The organism is Listeria tempestatis (genome assembly GCF_963575625.1).
GTDB lineage: Bacteria > Bacillota > Bacilli > Lactobacillales > Listeriaceae > Listeria > Listeria tempestatis.
Genome location: NZ_CAUYTK010000007.1, coordinates 22,326 through 39,516, shown reverse-complemented (window position 1 = coordinate 39,516; position 17,191 = coordinate 22,326). Strand labels below are relative to the sequence as shown.

Below are 17,191 nucleotides of genomic sequence, written 5' to 3'. Positions count from 1 at the left end.
ATTAAGCGAGTACTTTTCCTAGAAAATCTTTTGTTCTTTCATTTTGTGGATTGCCAAAAATTTCTTCTGGCGTGCCAATTTCTTGAACGATACCAGCATCCATAAAGACAACACGGTCTGCCACTTCACGGGCAAAGCCCATTTCATGGGTTACAACGACCATTGTCATTCCTTCTTTTGCAAGAGATTTCATAACACTTAGCACTTCGCCGACCATTTCAGGATCGAGTGCGGAAGTAGGTTCATCAAATAACATAACATCTGGATCCATTGCAAGCGCTCTAGCGATAGCCACACGTTGCTGTTGACCACCAGAAAGGCTTGACGGATAGCTAGCTGCTTTTTCTGCTAGCCCTACTTTAGTTAAAAGCTCAGTTGCGTGTTTTTTTGCTTTATCTGCGCTCTCTTCCTTGACCTTTAAAGGTGCAAGCATTAAATTCTCAAGTACCGTTTTATGCGGAAATAAATTGAAGTTTTGAAAGACCATGCCCATCCTTTGGCGTAAATTGTTGATATTAGTTCCCTTTGCAAGTAAATTTTTTCCTTCGAATAAAATATCACCGCTAGTCGGTGTTTCGAGCAAATTTAAGCAGCGAAGGAAAGTACTTTTGCCGCTTCCAGAGGGGCCAATGACCACCACCACTTCTCCGGCTTGAATAGTTAAATCGATTCCTTTTAAAACCTCATTTTTCCCAAAATATTTGTGTAAATCATTGACTTTAATCACTAGTTTTCATTCTCCTTTCAGCAACGCCAAGCAGTCTTGATAAGCTGAACGTTAAAACAAAGTAGATGAGCGATGTGATGATAAGCGGAATGAATGGTTTGAAGCTTGCGCCTTGAACCACGCCGGTCATAAACATTAGCTCGCTGACACCGATGATAGAAACAACGGAAGATTCTTTAATGACGGTTACAAACTCATTTCCAAGTGCAGGAAGAATATTTTTAATTGCTTGCGGAAGTATAATGTAACGCATTGCCGCACCTTGTGTCATGCCAAGTGAGCGAGCGGCTTCCATTTGTCCTTTATTCACAGCTGAAATACCTGCACGGATAATTTCGGCTACATAGGCAGCACTGTTCAAGGATAATGCGATACAACCGGAAATAAAGGCAGTTAAATTCAGTCCAAAAACTTGTGTACCAAAAAAGACAATGAAAATTTGTACAAGTAGCGGGGTACCACGAACAAATTCGATGTACCAAGTGGCTGGCCAGCGCAACCATCTTGTTTTTGCGAGTTTAAGGAGTGCAAGAAATGCCCCAAAGATAGCCCCGAAAAATACGCCAATCGCAGCAAGTGCAATCGTGTAAAGTGTTCCTTTTACGAAATAACTTCCGTACTGTTCAAAAAAGCCACCCTTTTGAAACATTAACTCATTTGCTTCTTTTTGATAGTCTTTTAAAAGACCTTTATCATTAATCGTTTGAATAGATGAGTTTACTTGATTTTTGAGCGAGGCTGCTCCTTTTTGCATTGCAATCGCTGTTTCTTTTTCGCCATTTACAAATGTAATATCAGAAATGGCAAGTGCCTTATCTTGACTAACATAAGCCTCTGCAACAGGTCCCTCAAGCACAACACCGTCTACTTTATTGCTCTTTAAGTTTAAAATCAGGTCAGGTACTTTTTGAAGTGAAACGACCGAAGATCCCGTCAACTCGTTTTGAGCCAGCTCTTCTTGTGTGGTTTGCTTCTGTGCCCCGACTTTCTTGCCATTAAAGTCTTGTGTGGACGTAAATTTATCCACATCGGCTTTTCGAACAACAACTTTTTGCTGTACGGTCATATATGGATTTGAGAAATCAACTTCTTTCAGACGTTCAGGTGTTGGTGACATACCCGAAATGATTAAATCAATTTTTCCAGTTTTTAAAGCCCCTAAAAGACTATCAAAGCCCATTTCATTGATGTCGAGTTCAACACCCATATCATCTGCAATTTTTTGTGCGATGCTAATATCGAAGCCAACTACTTTATCTTTCCCTTTAATTGTTTGGTGGAATTCATAAGGTGGATAGTCGGCAGATAAGCCAACGACAAGCGTCCCTTTATCTTTAATTGCTTGCAAAGAATTGTCTGAAGCTGCTTGTGCAGGAATAAAACTTGAAAAAATAAAAAGAAAAATCAGTCCAATAACTGCGAGCTTCTGCCAAATATTTTTCTGTACCATGTGCATAACTCCTTTTTTGTCTTAATGATGTAATAATAATACATTAAAATGTTTAAATATGCAACGGTTTTTTATGTTTTTTCTGAAATTATTTTAATCTCAAAAGCTCGGAAAAATTTAGAAAGCGATATTAGAATAGAAGAGTCAATATAGAAATTTTGAAAAAAACCGTAGACGCATAATGATGTCTACGGTTAGGACTCTTCATTCATCAACTTTTGAATAAAATAGACAAGGAAGAAAAAATGGTCAGGGATATTTGTATTATCGGATAGGAATTCGAATTCAACCATCTTTTTATTTTCCAAAATGACCGCACTTTCTTGTCCGTGGAATAAAATAATAATGGGGACATCCTTCTGCTTTCGGATAATTTCAATTGGGAATTCGGCGTCCGTAGAAATAATATGTAGGGGATAGTTTGGTAAGTCTTTTTCTACAAAAGAGATAGCTTTATTATTTTGTTTGTCGTGATATACAATAGAAACACCATCTTCTCCAAGCCAACCAATTTCGAGAGTAATCGAGCCGAGCTCTTGGTCCGTTGCGGAGTTGTGGGCGAAAATATCGTGATTTTTAGAAAAAGTAATTTTCGAAGCAAGTTTGACAAGTTGCCCAATGATTTCATCTTTTTCATTTTTCACCTCAATGGGTCGATTTTTAGTAGCATAAAGTGGCTTTTCATAATAAAACCGAGACATCAAAAAACTCCTTTCCGCATTTTGTATAGGTATTCCCTTTTTTAAAACAAAAAAACCATTACCTAAAAGGGTAACGGTTTGAAATATTTTATAAGAATAAACGTAAAATAAAGAAAGTAAGTGCCGCAATTGCAGCAGAAATTGGGAGTGTGATAATCCAAGTAATAATCATACGTTGTGCGGTATCCCATTTTACCCCTTTAACGCGGTGCGCGGTACCAACACCAAGAATTGAGGAGCTGATAACGTGCGTTGTACTAACCGGTAAATGAATGAAAGTAGCGCCGAAAATGACGATAACAGAGCCAAGGTCAGCTGCAACCCCGTTTACAGGTTTGATTTTCATGATTTTACCGCCGACCGTTTTGATGATTTTCCAACCACCAATACTTGTTCCTACAGCCATCGCGATCGCACAGGAAACTTGTACCCATAATTGTACTTCATCATCCGTTTGGAAGCCGTTTGCAATGAGCGCCATCGTGATGATACCCATTGATTTTTGTGCATCATTTGTTCCGTGTGTATAAGACTGGAGGGCTGCTGTTCCGACTTGAATCATGCGGAAGCGGCGGTTTGTCGCAGCTAAATTTAAGTTTTTTAAGAAAATCTTAAATAACGTATAGAGCGTATACCCAACAGCAAATGCTAAGAACGGAGAAGCGATAAGACCAATCAATATTTTTGTAAACCCACCGTATTCAATAGCAGAAAATCCTGCGGAAGCAATCGCAGCTCCTGCAATGGAACCGATTAAGGCATGCGAAGAACTACTTGGAATACCATAATACCAAGTGAGTAGGTTCCAGAAAATAGCGGCTAAAAGGGCGGCTAGAATAACGATTTCGCCATGTGGCACACTAAATGGATCTACAATATCTTTTGTAATCGTTTTGGCAACACCAGTAAATGAAATTGCACCAACGAAGTTCATAATAGCAGCTAAAATAATCGCATGTTTTGGCTTAAGGGCCTTGGTGGAAACACTCGTCGCAATGGCGTTAGCTGTATCATGAAACCCATTAATTAGGTCAAATGCAAGCGCGGCCAGTACGATGACTACAGTAATTAGTAACATTCCTTCCATCTGGTTGCTCCTTACGCGTTTTTCATGACAATTGATTCAAGCGTATTTGCAACGCTTTGACAGTTGTCAGCGATTTCTTCTAGGTTTTCATAAACTTCTTTTTTGCGGATAATTTTAACGGCATCCGTTTCTTCTTGGAAAAGTTTAATTAATGATTCGCGGTAAACTTCATCACATTTAGACTCATAATCTTTAATTTGAATAGCAAGTTTGCGTACATCTTTAAGTTTTTTATCGAAAACTAAATCTACAGCTTTCTCGATTTCAACCGTACTTTTTTGAATTGCTTCAATAAATTTAAGCATGTAATCGTCATAATGCGTGATTTGACAGATTTCAAGTGAAAAAGCGGTTTGCTCAAGGCCGTCCATAACATCGTCTAGACGATTGGTAAGCTCCAGCATATCCTCACGTTCAATTGGCGTGATAAAAGCATCATTTAGCTCCATAATCATTTTATGAACCATCGTATCACCAGTTGTTTCATACTCTTTCATTTTATCAGAGAAAGTATGTAAATCTTCCACTGAATTGATGTTGTAAGATGCGAAAAAGTTAGCCCCTTCATGCAAATTTACTGCAATATCATGAAGTAAAGATGCAAAACGGTCTTTTTTGTTTTTAAAAGCCATTTTTTTCAATTCCCCCGATCTTTTTAGTAAGTCATTTTGGTCATTTTAAGCAGCCCTTCAAGATGAAAAAAGAAGGGTTCTCTCTTTACAATTTGCTTACAAAAAAATAAAAAACTTTTACTTGAAATTTACCACAAGTTAATACTAACATATTGATGCTCTAAATAGTAACTTTTTTTTAAGGATAAAGATACAAAAATCAGTCGTAAACGCTTCCATTGTTAAAAATAAAACGTTATTTAACTTCTGCTAAGAAATAATTTTTTTAAGTTTATTTCTTTTGGGCATTTGCTCACGAAAAATTATCCTTTTTATTGGGAAGAAAAGAATAAATTCGGTATACTGGGGGTATTATGTAGAATCTTTTTTGGATAGCTAAAGGAGGTTTGTCAAAGTGAGAACTTTAAAAGACAAAATGATACTTAAAAACGGGGAACAAATTCCATATATTGGTTTAGGTGTTTTCCAAATGAGCGAACCGAATTATATTATGCAAGCTGTTATGCAAGCAATTGAAAGTGGTTATCGCCTATTTGATACGGCGGCTGTTTATAATAATGAGAAACAAGTTGGGGATGCGATTCATGCGTGTAATGTAAATCGAGATGAGCTATTTATTAGTTCAAAAATATGGAATGGCAACCAAGGCTATGATGAAACACTTTTTGCGTTTGAACGCACACTAAATAACTTACAGCAGGATTATTTAGATTTATATTTAGTTCATTGGCCGATTTCCGGGAAATATCTTGACACGTGGCGGGCTTTTGAGCGCCTACTAAGTGAAGGGGCTGTGAAATCAATTGGGGTCGCGAATTTTAAACAGCATCACCTCAAAAAATTATTTCAGGTGGCCAATGAAAAACCCGTTTTAAACCAAGTAGAGACGCACCCATTACTGCCGCAAAATGAGCTGCGCGAATTTTTGAAGAAACATAATATTGCGCATGCCGCATGGTCGCCACTTGCCAAAGGTACGCTAATGCAACACCCGGTCATTGTTGATATCGCGAAAAAGCACGGAGCATTTGTGGATCAAGTGATTTTACAGTGGCATTTAAATCGAAATACGATTATTATACCGAAATCAATTACCTCAAGTAGAATTCGTGAAAATGCTAATTTGGCATATTTTAAATTGGATGATGAAGATATGCGTAAGTTAAACAAGTTGGAGACAGGAAAATATGTCGGCCCTGACCCAGATGATTTGGACTATTTTTTGAGCAGTGTAGAGCGAGAGCGAGAATTCATTGAATCAGGGAGTAAGAAGTCATGAGTGACTTACAAAAAATTAAAGAGTCACTTCAAAAGCTTGCTAATCCAGAAAATCAGCCCAAAATGGAAGCCTATATGAAAAATCAGTTTGCTTTTTTAGGAATAAAAGCGGGTCCGCGCAAGGAATTTGTACGCGACTATATCAAAACAAATGGCGCTCCTACGAACCTTGAATTGCTAGCAGAAAAACTATATCAGGAACCATACCGTGAATATCAATATGTGGCGATTGATTTATTGATACGCTATATGAAAAAAGCGGATAAAAATGTAATTTCGGTCTATGAAAAACTTATTCAGGAAAAATCTTGGTGGGACACGGTTGATTTCCTTTCCGGCACACTTATCGGTCATTATTTTTTGAAATTCCCCGAACAAATGGAAACTTACAATCATAAATGGGTAACAAGCGATAATATATGGCTTGTTAGAACGGCGATTTTATTCCAATTAAAATATAAGACCCAAACGAATGAAGCGATTCTTTTTGGAAATTGTGACAAGTGGCTGCATTCTAAGGAATTTTTTATCCAAAAAGCAATTGGTTGGGCTCTGCGCGAATATGCGAAAACAGAGCCTTTGAAGGTAAAACAATATGTACTTCGCTCAAATCTTGCCCCGCTTAGTAGGCGAGAAGCGTTGAAACATTTTAAGGAAAAGTGCTAAAGGTAAGTCATGATTGGGATTTAGAGGCGTCGCGGGAATTTTGGCTGTTTTTGGAGTTTGAAAACTCGCTTTTTAAAAGTGGAGAAGGGGTTTGTTGAATCATAATAAAGAAAAACGAACTTTTCACAGAGGCGAAAGTTCGTTTTTTTGATATTCGATGACTTGCATTGTTGGATAATCTACGGAGATTCCGAATTGTTCTTTAATTTTTTTATAATACATCTCATCATGTTCTATAACGGAAAAAGTAAGCTGCCCAGGGATACTTGTCTCTAGCTGCTGCACTAATTGGGTTTGTGTTGAAAAATAGTTCCGTTCCATTTTTTCTCGTTTCCAGGCCTCTTTTCCCCAATTTAATGTGAAAATGAGTTCTTGAAAAATCTCATCTGTTGTAGAAATAATAACAGTTTGTGTCTCTTTTCCCTGAGTGTATTTGAATTTTTTGCTTTGATAGTAGCGTTTAAAAGCTTTTAAATTATCTTGCTCAAATTCAGCAAGCATCTGTATTAGTTCTATTACAGAAATTTTTTGCGGGAATAGAGTAAATGACTTTTCATGAAGCGCTTGCCTAGTTTGAATGCCGTCGCGTATTAAGAGCTTTCCACCAGGTTTCATGAGGCGATTGATGTTCTCAAAAAATACATGATGCAATCGTTTGTCCTCACTATAGGATAAGATTTCATGGAGAACGGCTGAAAGAATAATGGAATCAAACTGCATGTTTTTTTCACCAGATAGAGCTTGGTTTAAATGCGAAAGGTCCGCCTGAATGAAATGGACACCTGCTTCTTCCATATGTTCCTTGCCTGCAGTACTTAAATCCACCGCATAAACGTCTGAATTTGGATATTGTTCTTTTAATGAAATCGCTATTGTACCATCGCCCGTCCCTAAATCGAGGATGTTGCCTTCTTTCGCCCGTTTGATTAATTCTTTCTTTCCGCCGCTAATAACGGAGTTTTTCATGCGTTTATAATATTCTGGTGTATGTTTTGTTACATCAATCATTTTGTCACCTCATATACGTTTATTTTCTAGCTAGATGTCAGTATAATAACAATTTAATTGTAGTACCAATCTCGTCCTGGTGCCGCCTCAAATGACATTTTTTCTTCGGTGAAAGGATGGATGAGCTGTAAGTTTTTAGCGTGCAATAAGACACGCCTTGCTCGCTTTGAACCGCCGTAAAGTGTATCGCCAACAATTGGGTGGCGGATACTAGAAGTGTGGACGCGAATTTGGTGAGTGCGCCCGGTCTTAAGCGTGCAGCGGACGAGCGTAACACCGCACGTTTTGTCGGCTTTTAAAACGTGAATGTGCGTTTCGGCAGCTTGCCCGTTTGGACTCACACGTTTTTTACCAGAATGATGCCGGTCTTTTCCAATAGGCCGGTTAATAATGCGGTCGCCGTTTAAAATGCCATCAAGAACAGCTATATATGCGCGTTTAATTTGCCGCATTTCAAGTTTGTACGAAAGAGCCGCTAGGCAAAGCGAATGTTTCGCGAAAAGGATGAGTCCTGATGTAGTTTGATCGAGACGATGGACAGGAAAAGCGGTGCCGCCACTCGTTTCATCCAAATAAAATTGAACGAAATTTGCGAGTGTATTCGTTTCATCTGGCAAATTTGGATGCGTTTTTACACCGACAGCTTTGTTTACAACAAGTAGATGCGCATCTTCAAACACAACATCAAGCGGCGCTTTAGTCGCATAAATGGGTTTATCTTGCAGCGGAAAAGTCAAAATGCCACCAGCAGCTAGGGGTTTGTCAAAGTCAGCTAAAACGCCATTAAGCAGTACATTACTAGCCATACGCAACTCATGGCGCGCTTTTTTTCCTAGATGAAAAAAATCTTTTAGCACCGATGCAAGCGTCATCCCGTCCCAACTCGGTAAAATTTGAATATCCATGACTTCCTCCTTATAAAAGAAGAAAGAATAAGCACAAAGCCTATTCTTCCCATTTTTTAAAAATTTCTAGGTACTCAATATGATGTGGTTCTGCCTCTTTTACGCGGAAAATAAATCCGCCATATTCAATTTCGTCTCCGACTTCAACTTCGTAGTTTTGCGTTAGGAACCAGCCACCAATTGTGTCGACTTCATCTTCCTCGAGATCTGTACCTAAAATATTATTTACTTCGTCAATTAGAAGTTTTGCGTCTACAATATAATGTCCATCTTTAATCTTTCTAATCTCAGGAATTTCATCAGCATCAAATTCATCTCGAATATCACCAACAATTTCCTCAACAATATCTTCTACCGTAACAAGTCCAGAAGTTCCGCCGTATTCATCTAAAAGAATCGCAATATGTGACCGCTCTTTTTGCATGCGGATTAAAAGTTCCTTAATCGGAATGGTTTCAATTACACGAATAATCGGTTTCACAAACATATCGATTGGGAACGGCTTATTCGATTCATGTTCAACGTAAGCGGACAAAATTTCCTTTAAGTTTAAAACTCCGATAATATGGTCTTTATCACCTTCAATGACAGGATAACGCGTGTAGCGCTCGTTTTTCATGATGTTAGAAAGTCCTGTAATATCAGAACCAGAATCAACAGTTACAATCTCTGTACGTGGAATCATGATTTCTTTAGCCATTCGTTCATCAAAATCGAAAATCTTATTCACGTAGCGGAATTCCGACTGATTAATTTCACCACTCTTGTAGCTCTCGCCAACAATAATGCGAAGTTCTTCTTCCGTGTGGGCAATTTCATGTTCACTTGCAGGCTCCAAGCCAAACAATTTCGAGATGAGAACAGAAGATTCATTGAGCAACCAAATGAACGGAAACATAATTTTATAAAAATAATGTAGCGGTCTTGCAACTGCAAGCGCAACAGCTTCCGTTTTATCAATGGCAAGCGTTTTTGGAACAAGTTCCCCAACCACAACATGTAAAAACGTGATGAATATAAAAGCAATCACAAAGGAAAGAATTGTGACAGCCGAACTTGGGATTGCAAGCATATCAAAAAGCGGATGTAATGCCGCCTCAACCGTCGATTCCCCGAGCCAACCAAGACCGAGTGAACTAATCGTAATACCAAGCTGACAGGCGGATAAGTATGCATTCAAATGGTTATAAATGTATCGTGCTAGTTTAGCGCGTTTGTTTCCTTCTGAAATAAGTTGATCCAATCTACTCGGTCGCATTTTTACAATTGCAAATTCTGTTGCCACGAAGAATGCGGAAACAGCAATTAATAATGCAATAATTAAAAACTTAATCGTTAATATCAATCGCATGCCATTTATAGAACACTATAAATGGCTAACACCTCCTAAAAATATCTGTTTTTTTTATAAAAGCAGGTGTGAGCTTAATTTCCAAGAGGAAATACTAGAAGCATCGCCCTGCGTGAATCGATTTAGTTTCTCTGCCCCATCGGTATATTCCCTCCCAACCTTAAAAAGCTATACATACCCAAATTATACTGGACTTCAGAGAAGAAAACAACGAATTTATTCTTTAGAGAAAGGTTCGATATGTACGAGTGTGTAAGCATTTGGAAATTCCGCACGAATAACGCTTTCGATGCGCTCAGTGATGGCATGGCTTTCGGTCACATTTAGCGCTGCATCAACCGAGATAGTGGCGTCAATCCAAATACGGTTACCGTTAAAACGTGCTTTAATATCCTTCACCTCTTTGACCTCATTTACACCCGCAATTAGTTTATGGATTTCTTCAAGTTTTGAGACATCAAATCCGTCAGTCAAACTATGTGCGGCATCAAAGAAGATTTTGACGGCGGTGTAGCCGATTAGAACGCCAACAAGAAGGGCGGTGACGGAATCGAGCCATGGCAACCCAATAATGGCGCCTAAAATCCCAAGGCAAGCACCAAAGCTGACCAAAGCGTCGGAACGATTATCATATGCGGCAGCACGGATTGCTTGACTGTCGATTTTTTTCGAAAGCCGGATGTTAAAAAGGTAAATGATGTACATAAACACACCAGAAAAGAAAGCAACAATAGCTGTGAGCATGCTCGGTGTACTATAATTTTTTTGAATTAAGTTGATAATAGATTCAAAAACAACTTGTAAACTGACGAGCAACATGATAAACGAGGCAACGAGTGAACTGATGGTTTCAGTCCGACGATGCCCGTATGCATGATCTTTATCAGGTGGGATGCGCGAAATTCTAAGACCGATTAAAAGAGCGATAATCGCGATGACATCGGTTGTATTATTTAAACCGTCTGCTAGAAGTGCATCAGAATCTCCAAAAAGTCCCACTGTTACTTTTAATGCAGCGACAAAGATGTAGGCAAACATGCTTAGGAAAGCGGCTTTTTCTGCTTTTTTTATATCTTGATAGGCTTCCACTTTTCATTCCTCATTTCATTACAAAAATCTCTCCGAATATTTTCGGAGAGCTAAACTTCTATAAAAGCTTTTTTTAACTGTTTTACCGAAAGTGCGATTGTATCACACACTTCTTGGTAATGTGCCCACTTTGCTGGCAATTCATCAATATGTTCTGGGTCTTCAATATCCCAGTAAACGATTTTTTTGTTAAAAGTATCTGGGAAATTTGGTGCTAGTTCATTTGTAGAATCGTAAATCGTCACAATTAAATCTGCATCTTCAAGCAATTTTTGGCTAGGTGTGTAAGAGAAGCTGCTCGGGGCCTCCATTGAAAATTCATGAAGGACATCATTTACAAAAGGGGTTTCTCGCGCTTTTGACCAAGAACCGCTGATGAAAGTGACATCACGAAGCGGTAGTTTCTTTGCCCAGGCAAGCGCAATGCTGCTACGAATATGCGATTGTGACAAAAAATAAATAAGCTTGTGAGTCATATTCCAAATCCTTTCTAAATCAATCTGAAAAAATAATTTAGCAATACTGTAGAAGTACCCGTTTTTCACGTTTAGAAACATAATTTTCCGGAAAAATTTTATCGAAATTGTGACAATATTAAGGTAAGGAGTTACTTTACCTAAAAATAAGTCTTAAGAAGGTAGAAAAAAATTCTGATTTAGCGTAAAATAATCATATTCCCGTGTGTTTTTATACCCGCGGCGAAAACTAATTAGAGAAAGCTAGGAGATAAATTTGGAAAATTTTAAGCAGCGAATTGTGAAGTATTTCAAACAATTTTTCAGCTTTATCTGGAACTGGATTGGCATTGGGTGGCGCAAATTTAGGCGCTTTTTAAGAAATCGTCACGTGATTAAAATTATTATTTTAGCAGTTTTGTTAGTGATATTAGGATTTATTCTATACTTGACGATTGTTGCCAAATCAGCAGATATTGACGCGCTTAAAAAGGGACTTGAAACAGCTACCATTATTTATGATAAAGACGGGGACAAAGCAGGGGAACTTTCGTCTACGGATGCTACATTTGTTAAAATTGATAAAATTTCCCAAAACTTACAAGATGCAGTTGTTTCAATTGAAGATCGTAAATTTTATGAACATAATGGTTTTGATGTAAAAGGGATTATGCGTTCTGCAGTTGGACTTGTATCCACAGGCGAAATAACCGGCGGAGGAAGTACGATTACGCAGCAACTCGCTAAAAATGCTCTATTGACGCAAGAACAGACTTTTACACGTAAAGCGAAAGAATTATTTATGGCGCGTGAAATTGAACGAACTTATTCAAAAGATGAAATTTTAGAGATGTATTTAAACCGGTCGTATTTTGGTAACGGGGAATGGGGCGTAGAAAATGCTTCTAAAAAATATTTCGGCAAATCAGCAGCCGATCTAAACGTTCCAGAAGCCGCTACAATTGCGGGTTTACTTCAGGCGCCTAGTGCGTATGACCCTTACAAGCATTTAGACAAAGCAACGAACCGTAGAAATATGGTTTTAAAAGCAATGCAGGAAAATGGGAAGATTACAGAAGCGCAGTATAAAACATATAGTGATACAAAAATTGTGTTGACGAACAAAGCTCAAGATCCACTTGCGAATAAATATCCGTGGTATGTTGATGCGGTTATTAATGAAGCAGTGAATGAGGCAGATGTGACGCAAGATGAAATTATGAAAAAAGGTTATAAAATTTATACAGAGTTGGATCAAAACTACCAAACTTCGCTTGAGGGAACGTATAGTGATGATAGTTTATTTCCAAAAAATGCAGCAGACGGAACGCTCGTTCAATCTGGTGCGGTATTAATGGATCCAGCAACGGGTGGGATACGCGCGTTAGTTGGCGGACGCGGTGAGCATACTTTTAGGGGCTTTAACCGAGCAACACAAATGAAAGCTCAACCAGGCTCTACAATGAAACCTCTAGCTGTATATGTTCCAGCACTTGAAGCAGGCTGGAAAGTAGATGATATGCTAAAAGATGAAAAGACAACCTATAAAGGTAACTATACTCCAACTAATGTTGGCGGTTATTATCAAGGTGAGGTGCCTATGTATGAGGCTGTGGCAAAATCAATTAATGCTCCTGCTGTATGGCTACTTGATCAAATAGGAATCAAAAAAGGAATTAAATCTTCGAAGGAATTTGGTATTCCACTTGAAGAAAGTGATGATACGCTTGGACTTGCACTTGGTGGGTTAAGTAAAGGAGCTTCGCCAGTCGATATGGCAACAGCTTACGCAACATTTGCGAACAAGGGCATCAAACCTGAAAAAGGCTATATCATCAGTAAGATTGTCGATCCTGCAGGTAACACCATTTACGAACACGTGCCAGAAACGAAACGCATCATTTCGGAGAAAACGTCGAATTCGATGACATCGATGCTTTTAGATGTTGTAAACACTGGAACAGGTACAAACGCTGCTGTAGCAGGGTATGAAATGGCTGGGAAAACAGGTTCTACTCAAGTTCCTTTTGATGATAAAAATGGTACGAAAGATCAGTGGTTTGTAGGTTACACACCTGACTTGGTCGGTGCCGTGTGGATTGGTTTTGATAAAACAGATGAGGCACACTATTTAAAGACAACGAGTTCGCAAGGTGTTGCTAATTTAGCGCACTACGTCATGAAAAGCGGCTTGCGTTATCAAACGCCAAAAGATTTCGATACTAAGAGTGCTCAACAAGAGACACAAGCAAAGAAAAAAGAAGAAGAACAAAAAGCAGCTGAAAAAGATGATTTCTGGAACACTGTAAAAGAAAAAGCAAATGATGCTGGTGATGCAATCGAAAAAGGTGCTGATAAAGTCGTGGAATTCGGCGGAAAAGTGAAAGATGGCATCGGAGATTGGATAGGATCATGGTAAAAATCGTTTAAGCTGGGGCGCTTTGCTCCAGCTTTTTTATATTATTGACTATGAGTGTTATCTGTTATACAATATATATAACAGAAAAGGAGTGTTTGATATGGAAATTGCAGGAATTAATCTTGCCCTCATTTTACCTATTTTAATTTTAAATCTTATTCTACTTATCACAGCGCTTGTCGACCTAATTAGACACTGGAACGTGCGTAAAAATGCAATTATTTGGCTAGTTGTTATTTGCTTCATTAATACAATTGGTCCAGTCATTTACTTTATTTTTGGAAGAAAAGAGGAGTTTAAATGACAGAGCTCCGCATTCAAAATTTGTCCAAGTGTTTTGGGGCGCAAAAAGCAGTTCAACATGTGGATTTAGTTGTGCCAGACGGGGCGTGTCTCGCTTTAATTGGACCAAATGGAGCTGGGAAAACGACGCTAATTAATATGTTGGTGCAAATTTTAAAACCAGATAGTGGCGAGATATTACTAGACGGGCAACCAATTCGGCATTTGAAAAACTTGATTGGCTACTTGCCTCAGTATCCGCATTTTTATGGCTGGATGACGGCGAAAGAATGCCTGAATTTTATGGGAAAGCTATCTAAAATGAATCAAGCCGATTTAAATGTGCGTATTCCAGAAGTTTTAGCACTCGTCGGTTTAGAGAAAGAAGAAAATAAACGAATTGGTGGGTTTTCAGGCGGTATGCGGCAGCGTTTAGGCATAGCACAAGCAATTTTACATCGCCCGAAATTGCTCGTCATGGATGAACCAGTCTCGGCGCTTGACCCAATTGGACGCATGGAAGTCATCCGTTTAGTTGAGAAGTTGAAGTCAGAGACGACGATTTTGTTTTCTACGCATATTTTAGCGGATGCAGCTGAAATTTGTGACCATATTACGATGATTAAAAAAGGGGAAGTCGTACTGGATAAGCCACTTCAGACGCTTTTAAAAGAAGCGAGTACGAATGTTTTTGAGGTGGAACTTCTAGGCGAAAACGCGGCGTGGTATGCGGAAGTAAGCAAGCATCCAAACGTTTTGTTTTCTGAAAAGAAAGGCACAGTTTATAGGTTTGAAGTCCAAAATAAAGCAGAAATGAGTGTTTTTTTGTTGCAGTCGCTTGCATCAATGAATATCGAAGTGGTTCGGTTTATGAATGTGCATGAAACGCTGGAGCAAATTTTTATGAAGAAGGTGAGCGAATGAATGCATTACTTGTGAAAGAATGGCTTGAAATGAAGCGCAATTTGAAAATTTTATGGTTGCCAATTGTTTTTGCGATTCTTGGTTTAACGCAGCCGCTCATTGTGAAATTTTTGCCAGAAATTCTAAAAGCAGTGGGAGGCATTCAAAACGCAGATGCACTCACACAAATGATGGGGCCAAAAACGCCAGAAGTTATTCTCGGTCAAACGCTCGCTTCACAATTTGACCAGCTCGGCATCATTATTTTTGCTGTTGCTGCAATGGGTACCATCTTGGCTGACAGAACAAGCGGCATGCTTGCTTTCATTATGACGCGTCCTGTTGAACTCAGCACTTATATTGGCACAAAATGGCTTAGCCAGCTAACTACCGCATTTTGCGCACTACTATTTGGCTATGCGCTATCTGCTTATTACACGATTCTTTTATTCGGTCATTTAAGTTTAAAGCGAGTCATCATTGCCTTTTTGATTTATTTTGTCTGGTTTTGTTTTGTGGTCGGAATTGTCATCTTGGCCAGTGCCTTTTTCAAAAGCAGTGCGGCTGTTGCAAGTATTGCCGTCGTACTCGCGATTGTTTTCACTGCGCTTAATGCGGTGGACTCAAAATGGCTCGCACTAAATCCGGCCTATTTAAGTAAAAATGCGGTTGCCTTTTTAGCTAATGGTAAAGTTTTAGAATGGTTTTATGTATCTTTAGTCCTTACGGTAATTTATCTTGTCGCATTATTCATTTTAACGCTTTTTGTAATGCGAAAAAAACCATTACAAGTTGAAAACCATTAAAAGACAGGTGGGAAACCATCTGTCTTTTTAAATATGCTATACTATTTTTGAGGTGAGGTTAGTGGAACGAATTGAAAAGGATTCATTTGGTGAGATTTCTGTTGATGCAAGTAAATTTTGGGGGGCACAAACCGAGCGAAGTCGGCAAAATTTTAAAATTGGCGAAAGACGAATGCCACTTGAAATTATCGACGCCTTCGCCTTTTTGAAAAAGGCTTGCGCGAATGTAAATGCCGCTAAAGGGAATCTTACAGCAGAGAAAGCGCAAGCAATTGGTCGCGCCTGTGACCGTATTTTAAGCGGAGAACTAGACGAGCATTTTCCGCTTGTTGTGTTCCAAACTGGGAGCGGAACGCAGACGAATATGAATGTCAATGAAGTAATCGCCTTTGTTTCAAAAGAAAACGGAATAAAGGTGCATCCTAACGATGATGTGAACATGTCGCAAAGTTCAAATGACACGTTTCCGACTGCGATGCATATTGCCGCATACAAAGTAATTCATCAAAATTTATTGCCTGAACTTGATAAATTTCAAGCCATTTTAAAAGAAAAGAAAGAAGCTTACATGCAAGTTGTAAAAATTGGACGGACACATTTACAAGATGCAACGCCGCTCACGCTCGGACAAGAAATTAGCGGATATGAGGCGATGATTAAAAATGCCAAACGCTTTATTGAAGAAAGCAGCCGTTCACTTTGTGCGTTAGCAATTGGTGGCACTGCAGTTGGAACGGGCATTAATGCATCTAAAGATTTTGGTGAACAGGTCGCTTCCGAACTAAAAAAAATGACTGGAAACCCGTTCACATCGGATGAAAATAAGTTTTTTGCGCTTTCGAGCCATAGCCCCATCAATTATGTGCACGGAGCCATTCGAGCTCTTGCGTCTGATCTCATGAAAATAGCAAACGACATTCGCTTTTTAGCCAGCGGGCCAAGAAGTGGGATTGGTGAAATTAGCATTCCTGAAAACGAACCTGGTAGCTCTATTATGCCAGGAAAAGTTAATCCGACGCAGTGTGAGGCGCTTACGATGGTAGCAGCACAAGTCATGGGTAACGATACAACTATCAATGTGGCGAGCAGTCAAGGTAACTTGGAATTAAACGTCTATAAGCCTGTCATTATTGACAACTTTTTAGAGTCAGTGCGTTTGTTAACAGATGGGATGAAGTCATTTCGTATCCACTGTTTAACAGGACTTGTTGCAAATGAATCCGCCATTCAAGAAAAACTTACGAACTCGCTCATGCTCGTGACAGCTTTGAATCCGCATATCGGCTATGAAAAAGCTGCAGAAATTGCGAAGGCGGCACACCAAAACGGGACGAGTTTACGCGTTGCTGCGGTTGCTTCTGGCTATGTGACTACGGAACAGTTTGATGCTTGGATTAACCCGCTTAACATGACGAATCTTTAATCATACTTT

17 protein-coding genes are annotated in these 17,191 nt (G+C 39.0%); 7 read left to right on the top strand and 10 right to left on the bottom strand.

Annotation, left to right across the window (positions count from 1 at the left end; translation table 11 throughout):
* Position 1: 1 nt before the first annotated feature.
* The 5 genes from R8923_RS09615 to R8923_RS09595 all read right to left on the bottom strand — a co-directional run bounded on the left by R8923_RS09615 (position 2) and on the right by R8923_RS09595 (position 4,597).
* A complete protein-coding gene (locus tag R8923_RS09615; RefSeq protein ID WP_485872564.1) occupies positions 2–727 on the bottom strand; it encodes an amino acid ABC transporter ATP-binding protein in 726 nt (241 codons plus the stop codon).
* Positions 720–2,177, bottom strand: a complete 1,458-nt coding sequence (locus R8923_RS09610) for an ABC transporter substrate-binding protein/permease (protein ID WP_485872563.1) — start codon at positions 2,175–2,177, stop codon at positions 720–722. Before R8923_RS09610 ends, R8923_RS09615 begins: the two co-directional genes overlap by 8 nt.
* A gap of 194 nt (positions 2,178–2,371) precedes the next feature.
* Complete coding sequence (locus R8923_RS09605) at positions 2,372–2,878, bottom strand: hypothetical protein (protein WP_485872562.1); 507 nt, start codon at positions 2,876–2,878, stop codon at positions 2,372–2,374.
* An 88-nt stretch (positions 2,879–2,966) separates the two neighbouring features.
* Positions 2,967–3,965, bottom strand: a complete 999-nt coding sequence (locus R8923_RS09600; RefSeq protein ID WP_485872561.1) for an anion permease — start codon at positions 3,963–3,965, stop codon at positions 2,967–2,969.
* A gap of 11 nt (positions 3,966–3,976) precedes the next feature.
* Positions 3,977–4,597, bottom strand: coding sequence for a DUF47 domain-containing protein (locus R8923_RS09595; protein ID WP_485872560.1), 621 nt, complete (start codon positions 4,595–4,597; stop codon positions 3,977–3,979).
* 415 nt (positions 4,598–5,012) lie between these two features.
* On the opposite strand from R8923_RS09595, the gene R8923_RS09590 reads away from it, so the two are divergent.
* Positions 5,013–5,876 carry an aldo/keto reductase gene (locus tag R8923_RS09590; protein ID WP_485872640.1) on the top strand — a complete coding sequence of 288 codons (864 nt, stop codon included), beginning with the start codon at positions 5,013–5,015 and terminating at the stop codon, positions 5,874–5,876.
* On the top strand, positions 5,873–6,541 hold the full coding sequence (locus R8923_RS09585; protein ID WP_485872559.1) for a DNA alkylation repair protein: 669 nt from the start codon (positions 5,873–5,875) through the stop codon (positions 6,539–6,541). The genes R8923_RS09590 and R8923_RS09585 overlap by 4 nt, the downstream gene beginning before the upstream one ends.
* Positions 6,542–6,664: 123 nt before the next feature.
* Here R8923_RS09585 and R8923_RS09580 read toward each other — a convergent pair whose 3' ends face one another.
* The 5 genes from R8923_RS09580 to R8923_RS09560 all read right to left on the bottom strand — a co-directional run bounded on the left by R8923_RS09580 (position 6,665) and on the right by R8923_RS09560 (position 11,370).
* Complete coding sequence (locus tag R8923_RS09580) at positions 6,665–7,549, bottom strand: class I SAM-dependent methyltransferase (RefSeq protein WP_485872558.1); 885 nt, start codon at positions 7,547–7,549, stop codon at positions 6,665–6,667.
* A gap of 53 nt (positions 7,550–7,602) precedes the next feature.
* On the bottom strand, positions 7,603–8,454 hold the full coding sequence (locus R8923_RS09575) for an RluA family pseudouridine synthase (RefSeq protein ID WP_485872557.1): 852 nt from the start codon (positions 8,452–8,454) through the stop codon (positions 7,603–7,605).
* 40 nt (positions 8,455–8,494) lie between these two features.
* A complete protein-coding gene (locus tag R8923_RS09570; protein ID WP_485872639.1) occupies positions 8,495–9,799 on the bottom strand; it encodes a hemolysin family protein in 1,305 nt (434 codons plus the stop codon).
* A gap of 222 nt (positions 9,800–10,021) precedes the next feature.
* Positions 10,022–10,894 carry a cation diffusion facilitator family transporter gene (locus tag R8923_RS09565; protein ID WP_485872556.1) on the bottom strand — a complete coding sequence of 291 codons (873 nt, stop codon included), beginning with the start codon at positions 10,892–10,894 and terminating at the stop codon, positions 10,022–10,024.
* A gap of 50 nt (positions 10,895–10,944) precedes the next feature.
* Positions 10,945–11,370, bottom strand: a complete 426-nt coding sequence (locus tag R8923_RS09560; RefSeq protein WP_485872555.1) for a low molecular weight phosphatase family protein — start codon at positions 11,368–11,370, stop codon at positions 10,945–10,947.
* Positions 11,371–11,626: 256 nt separating this feature from the next.
* Between R8923_RS09560 and R8923_RS09555 the strand changes: the two genes are divergently transcribed.
* The 5 genes from R8923_RS09555 to fumC all read left to right on the top strand — a co-directional run bounded on the left by R8923_RS09555 (position 11,627) and on the right by fumC (position 17,182).
* On the top strand, positions 11,627–13,768 hold the full coding sequence (locus R8923_RS09555) for a transglycosylase domain-containing protein (protein ID WP_485872554.1): 2,142 nt from the start codon (positions 11,627–11,629) through the stop codon (positions 13,766–13,768).
* 100 nt (positions 13,769–13,868) lie between these two features.
* The gene (locus R8923_RS09550; protein WP_485872553.1) at positions 13,869–14,072 is read left to right on the top strand and encodes a PLD nuclease N-terminal domain-containing protein; all 204 of its coding nucleotides are present in this window, start codon (positions 13,869–13,871) and stop codon (positions 14,070–14,072) included.
* A complete protein-coding gene (locus R8923_RS09545) occupies positions 14,069–14,974 on the top strand; it encodes an ABC transporter ATP-binding protein (protein ID WP_485872552.1) in 906 nt (301 codons plus the stop codon). Before R8923_RS09550 ends, R8923_RS09545 begins: the two co-directional genes overlap by 4 nt.
* Positions 14,971–15,759: an ABC transporter permease gene (locus tag R8923_RS09540; protein ID WP_485872551.1), complete on the top strand. Its 789-nt coding sequence runs from the start codon at positions 14,971–14,973 to the stop codon at positions 15,757–15,759. The genes R8923_RS09545 and R8923_RS09540 overlap by 4 nt, the downstream gene beginning before the upstream one ends.
* A 61-nt stretch (positions 15,760–15,820) precedes the next feature.
* Positions 15,821–17,182 carry a class II fumarate hydratase gene (fumC, locus tag R8923_RS09535; protein ID WP_485872550.1) on the top strand — a complete coding sequence of 454 codons (1,362 nt, stop codon included), beginning with the start codon at positions 15,821–15,823 and terminating at the stop codon, positions 17,180–17,182.
* The last annotated feature ends 9 nt before the right edge of the window (positions 17,183–17,191 follow it).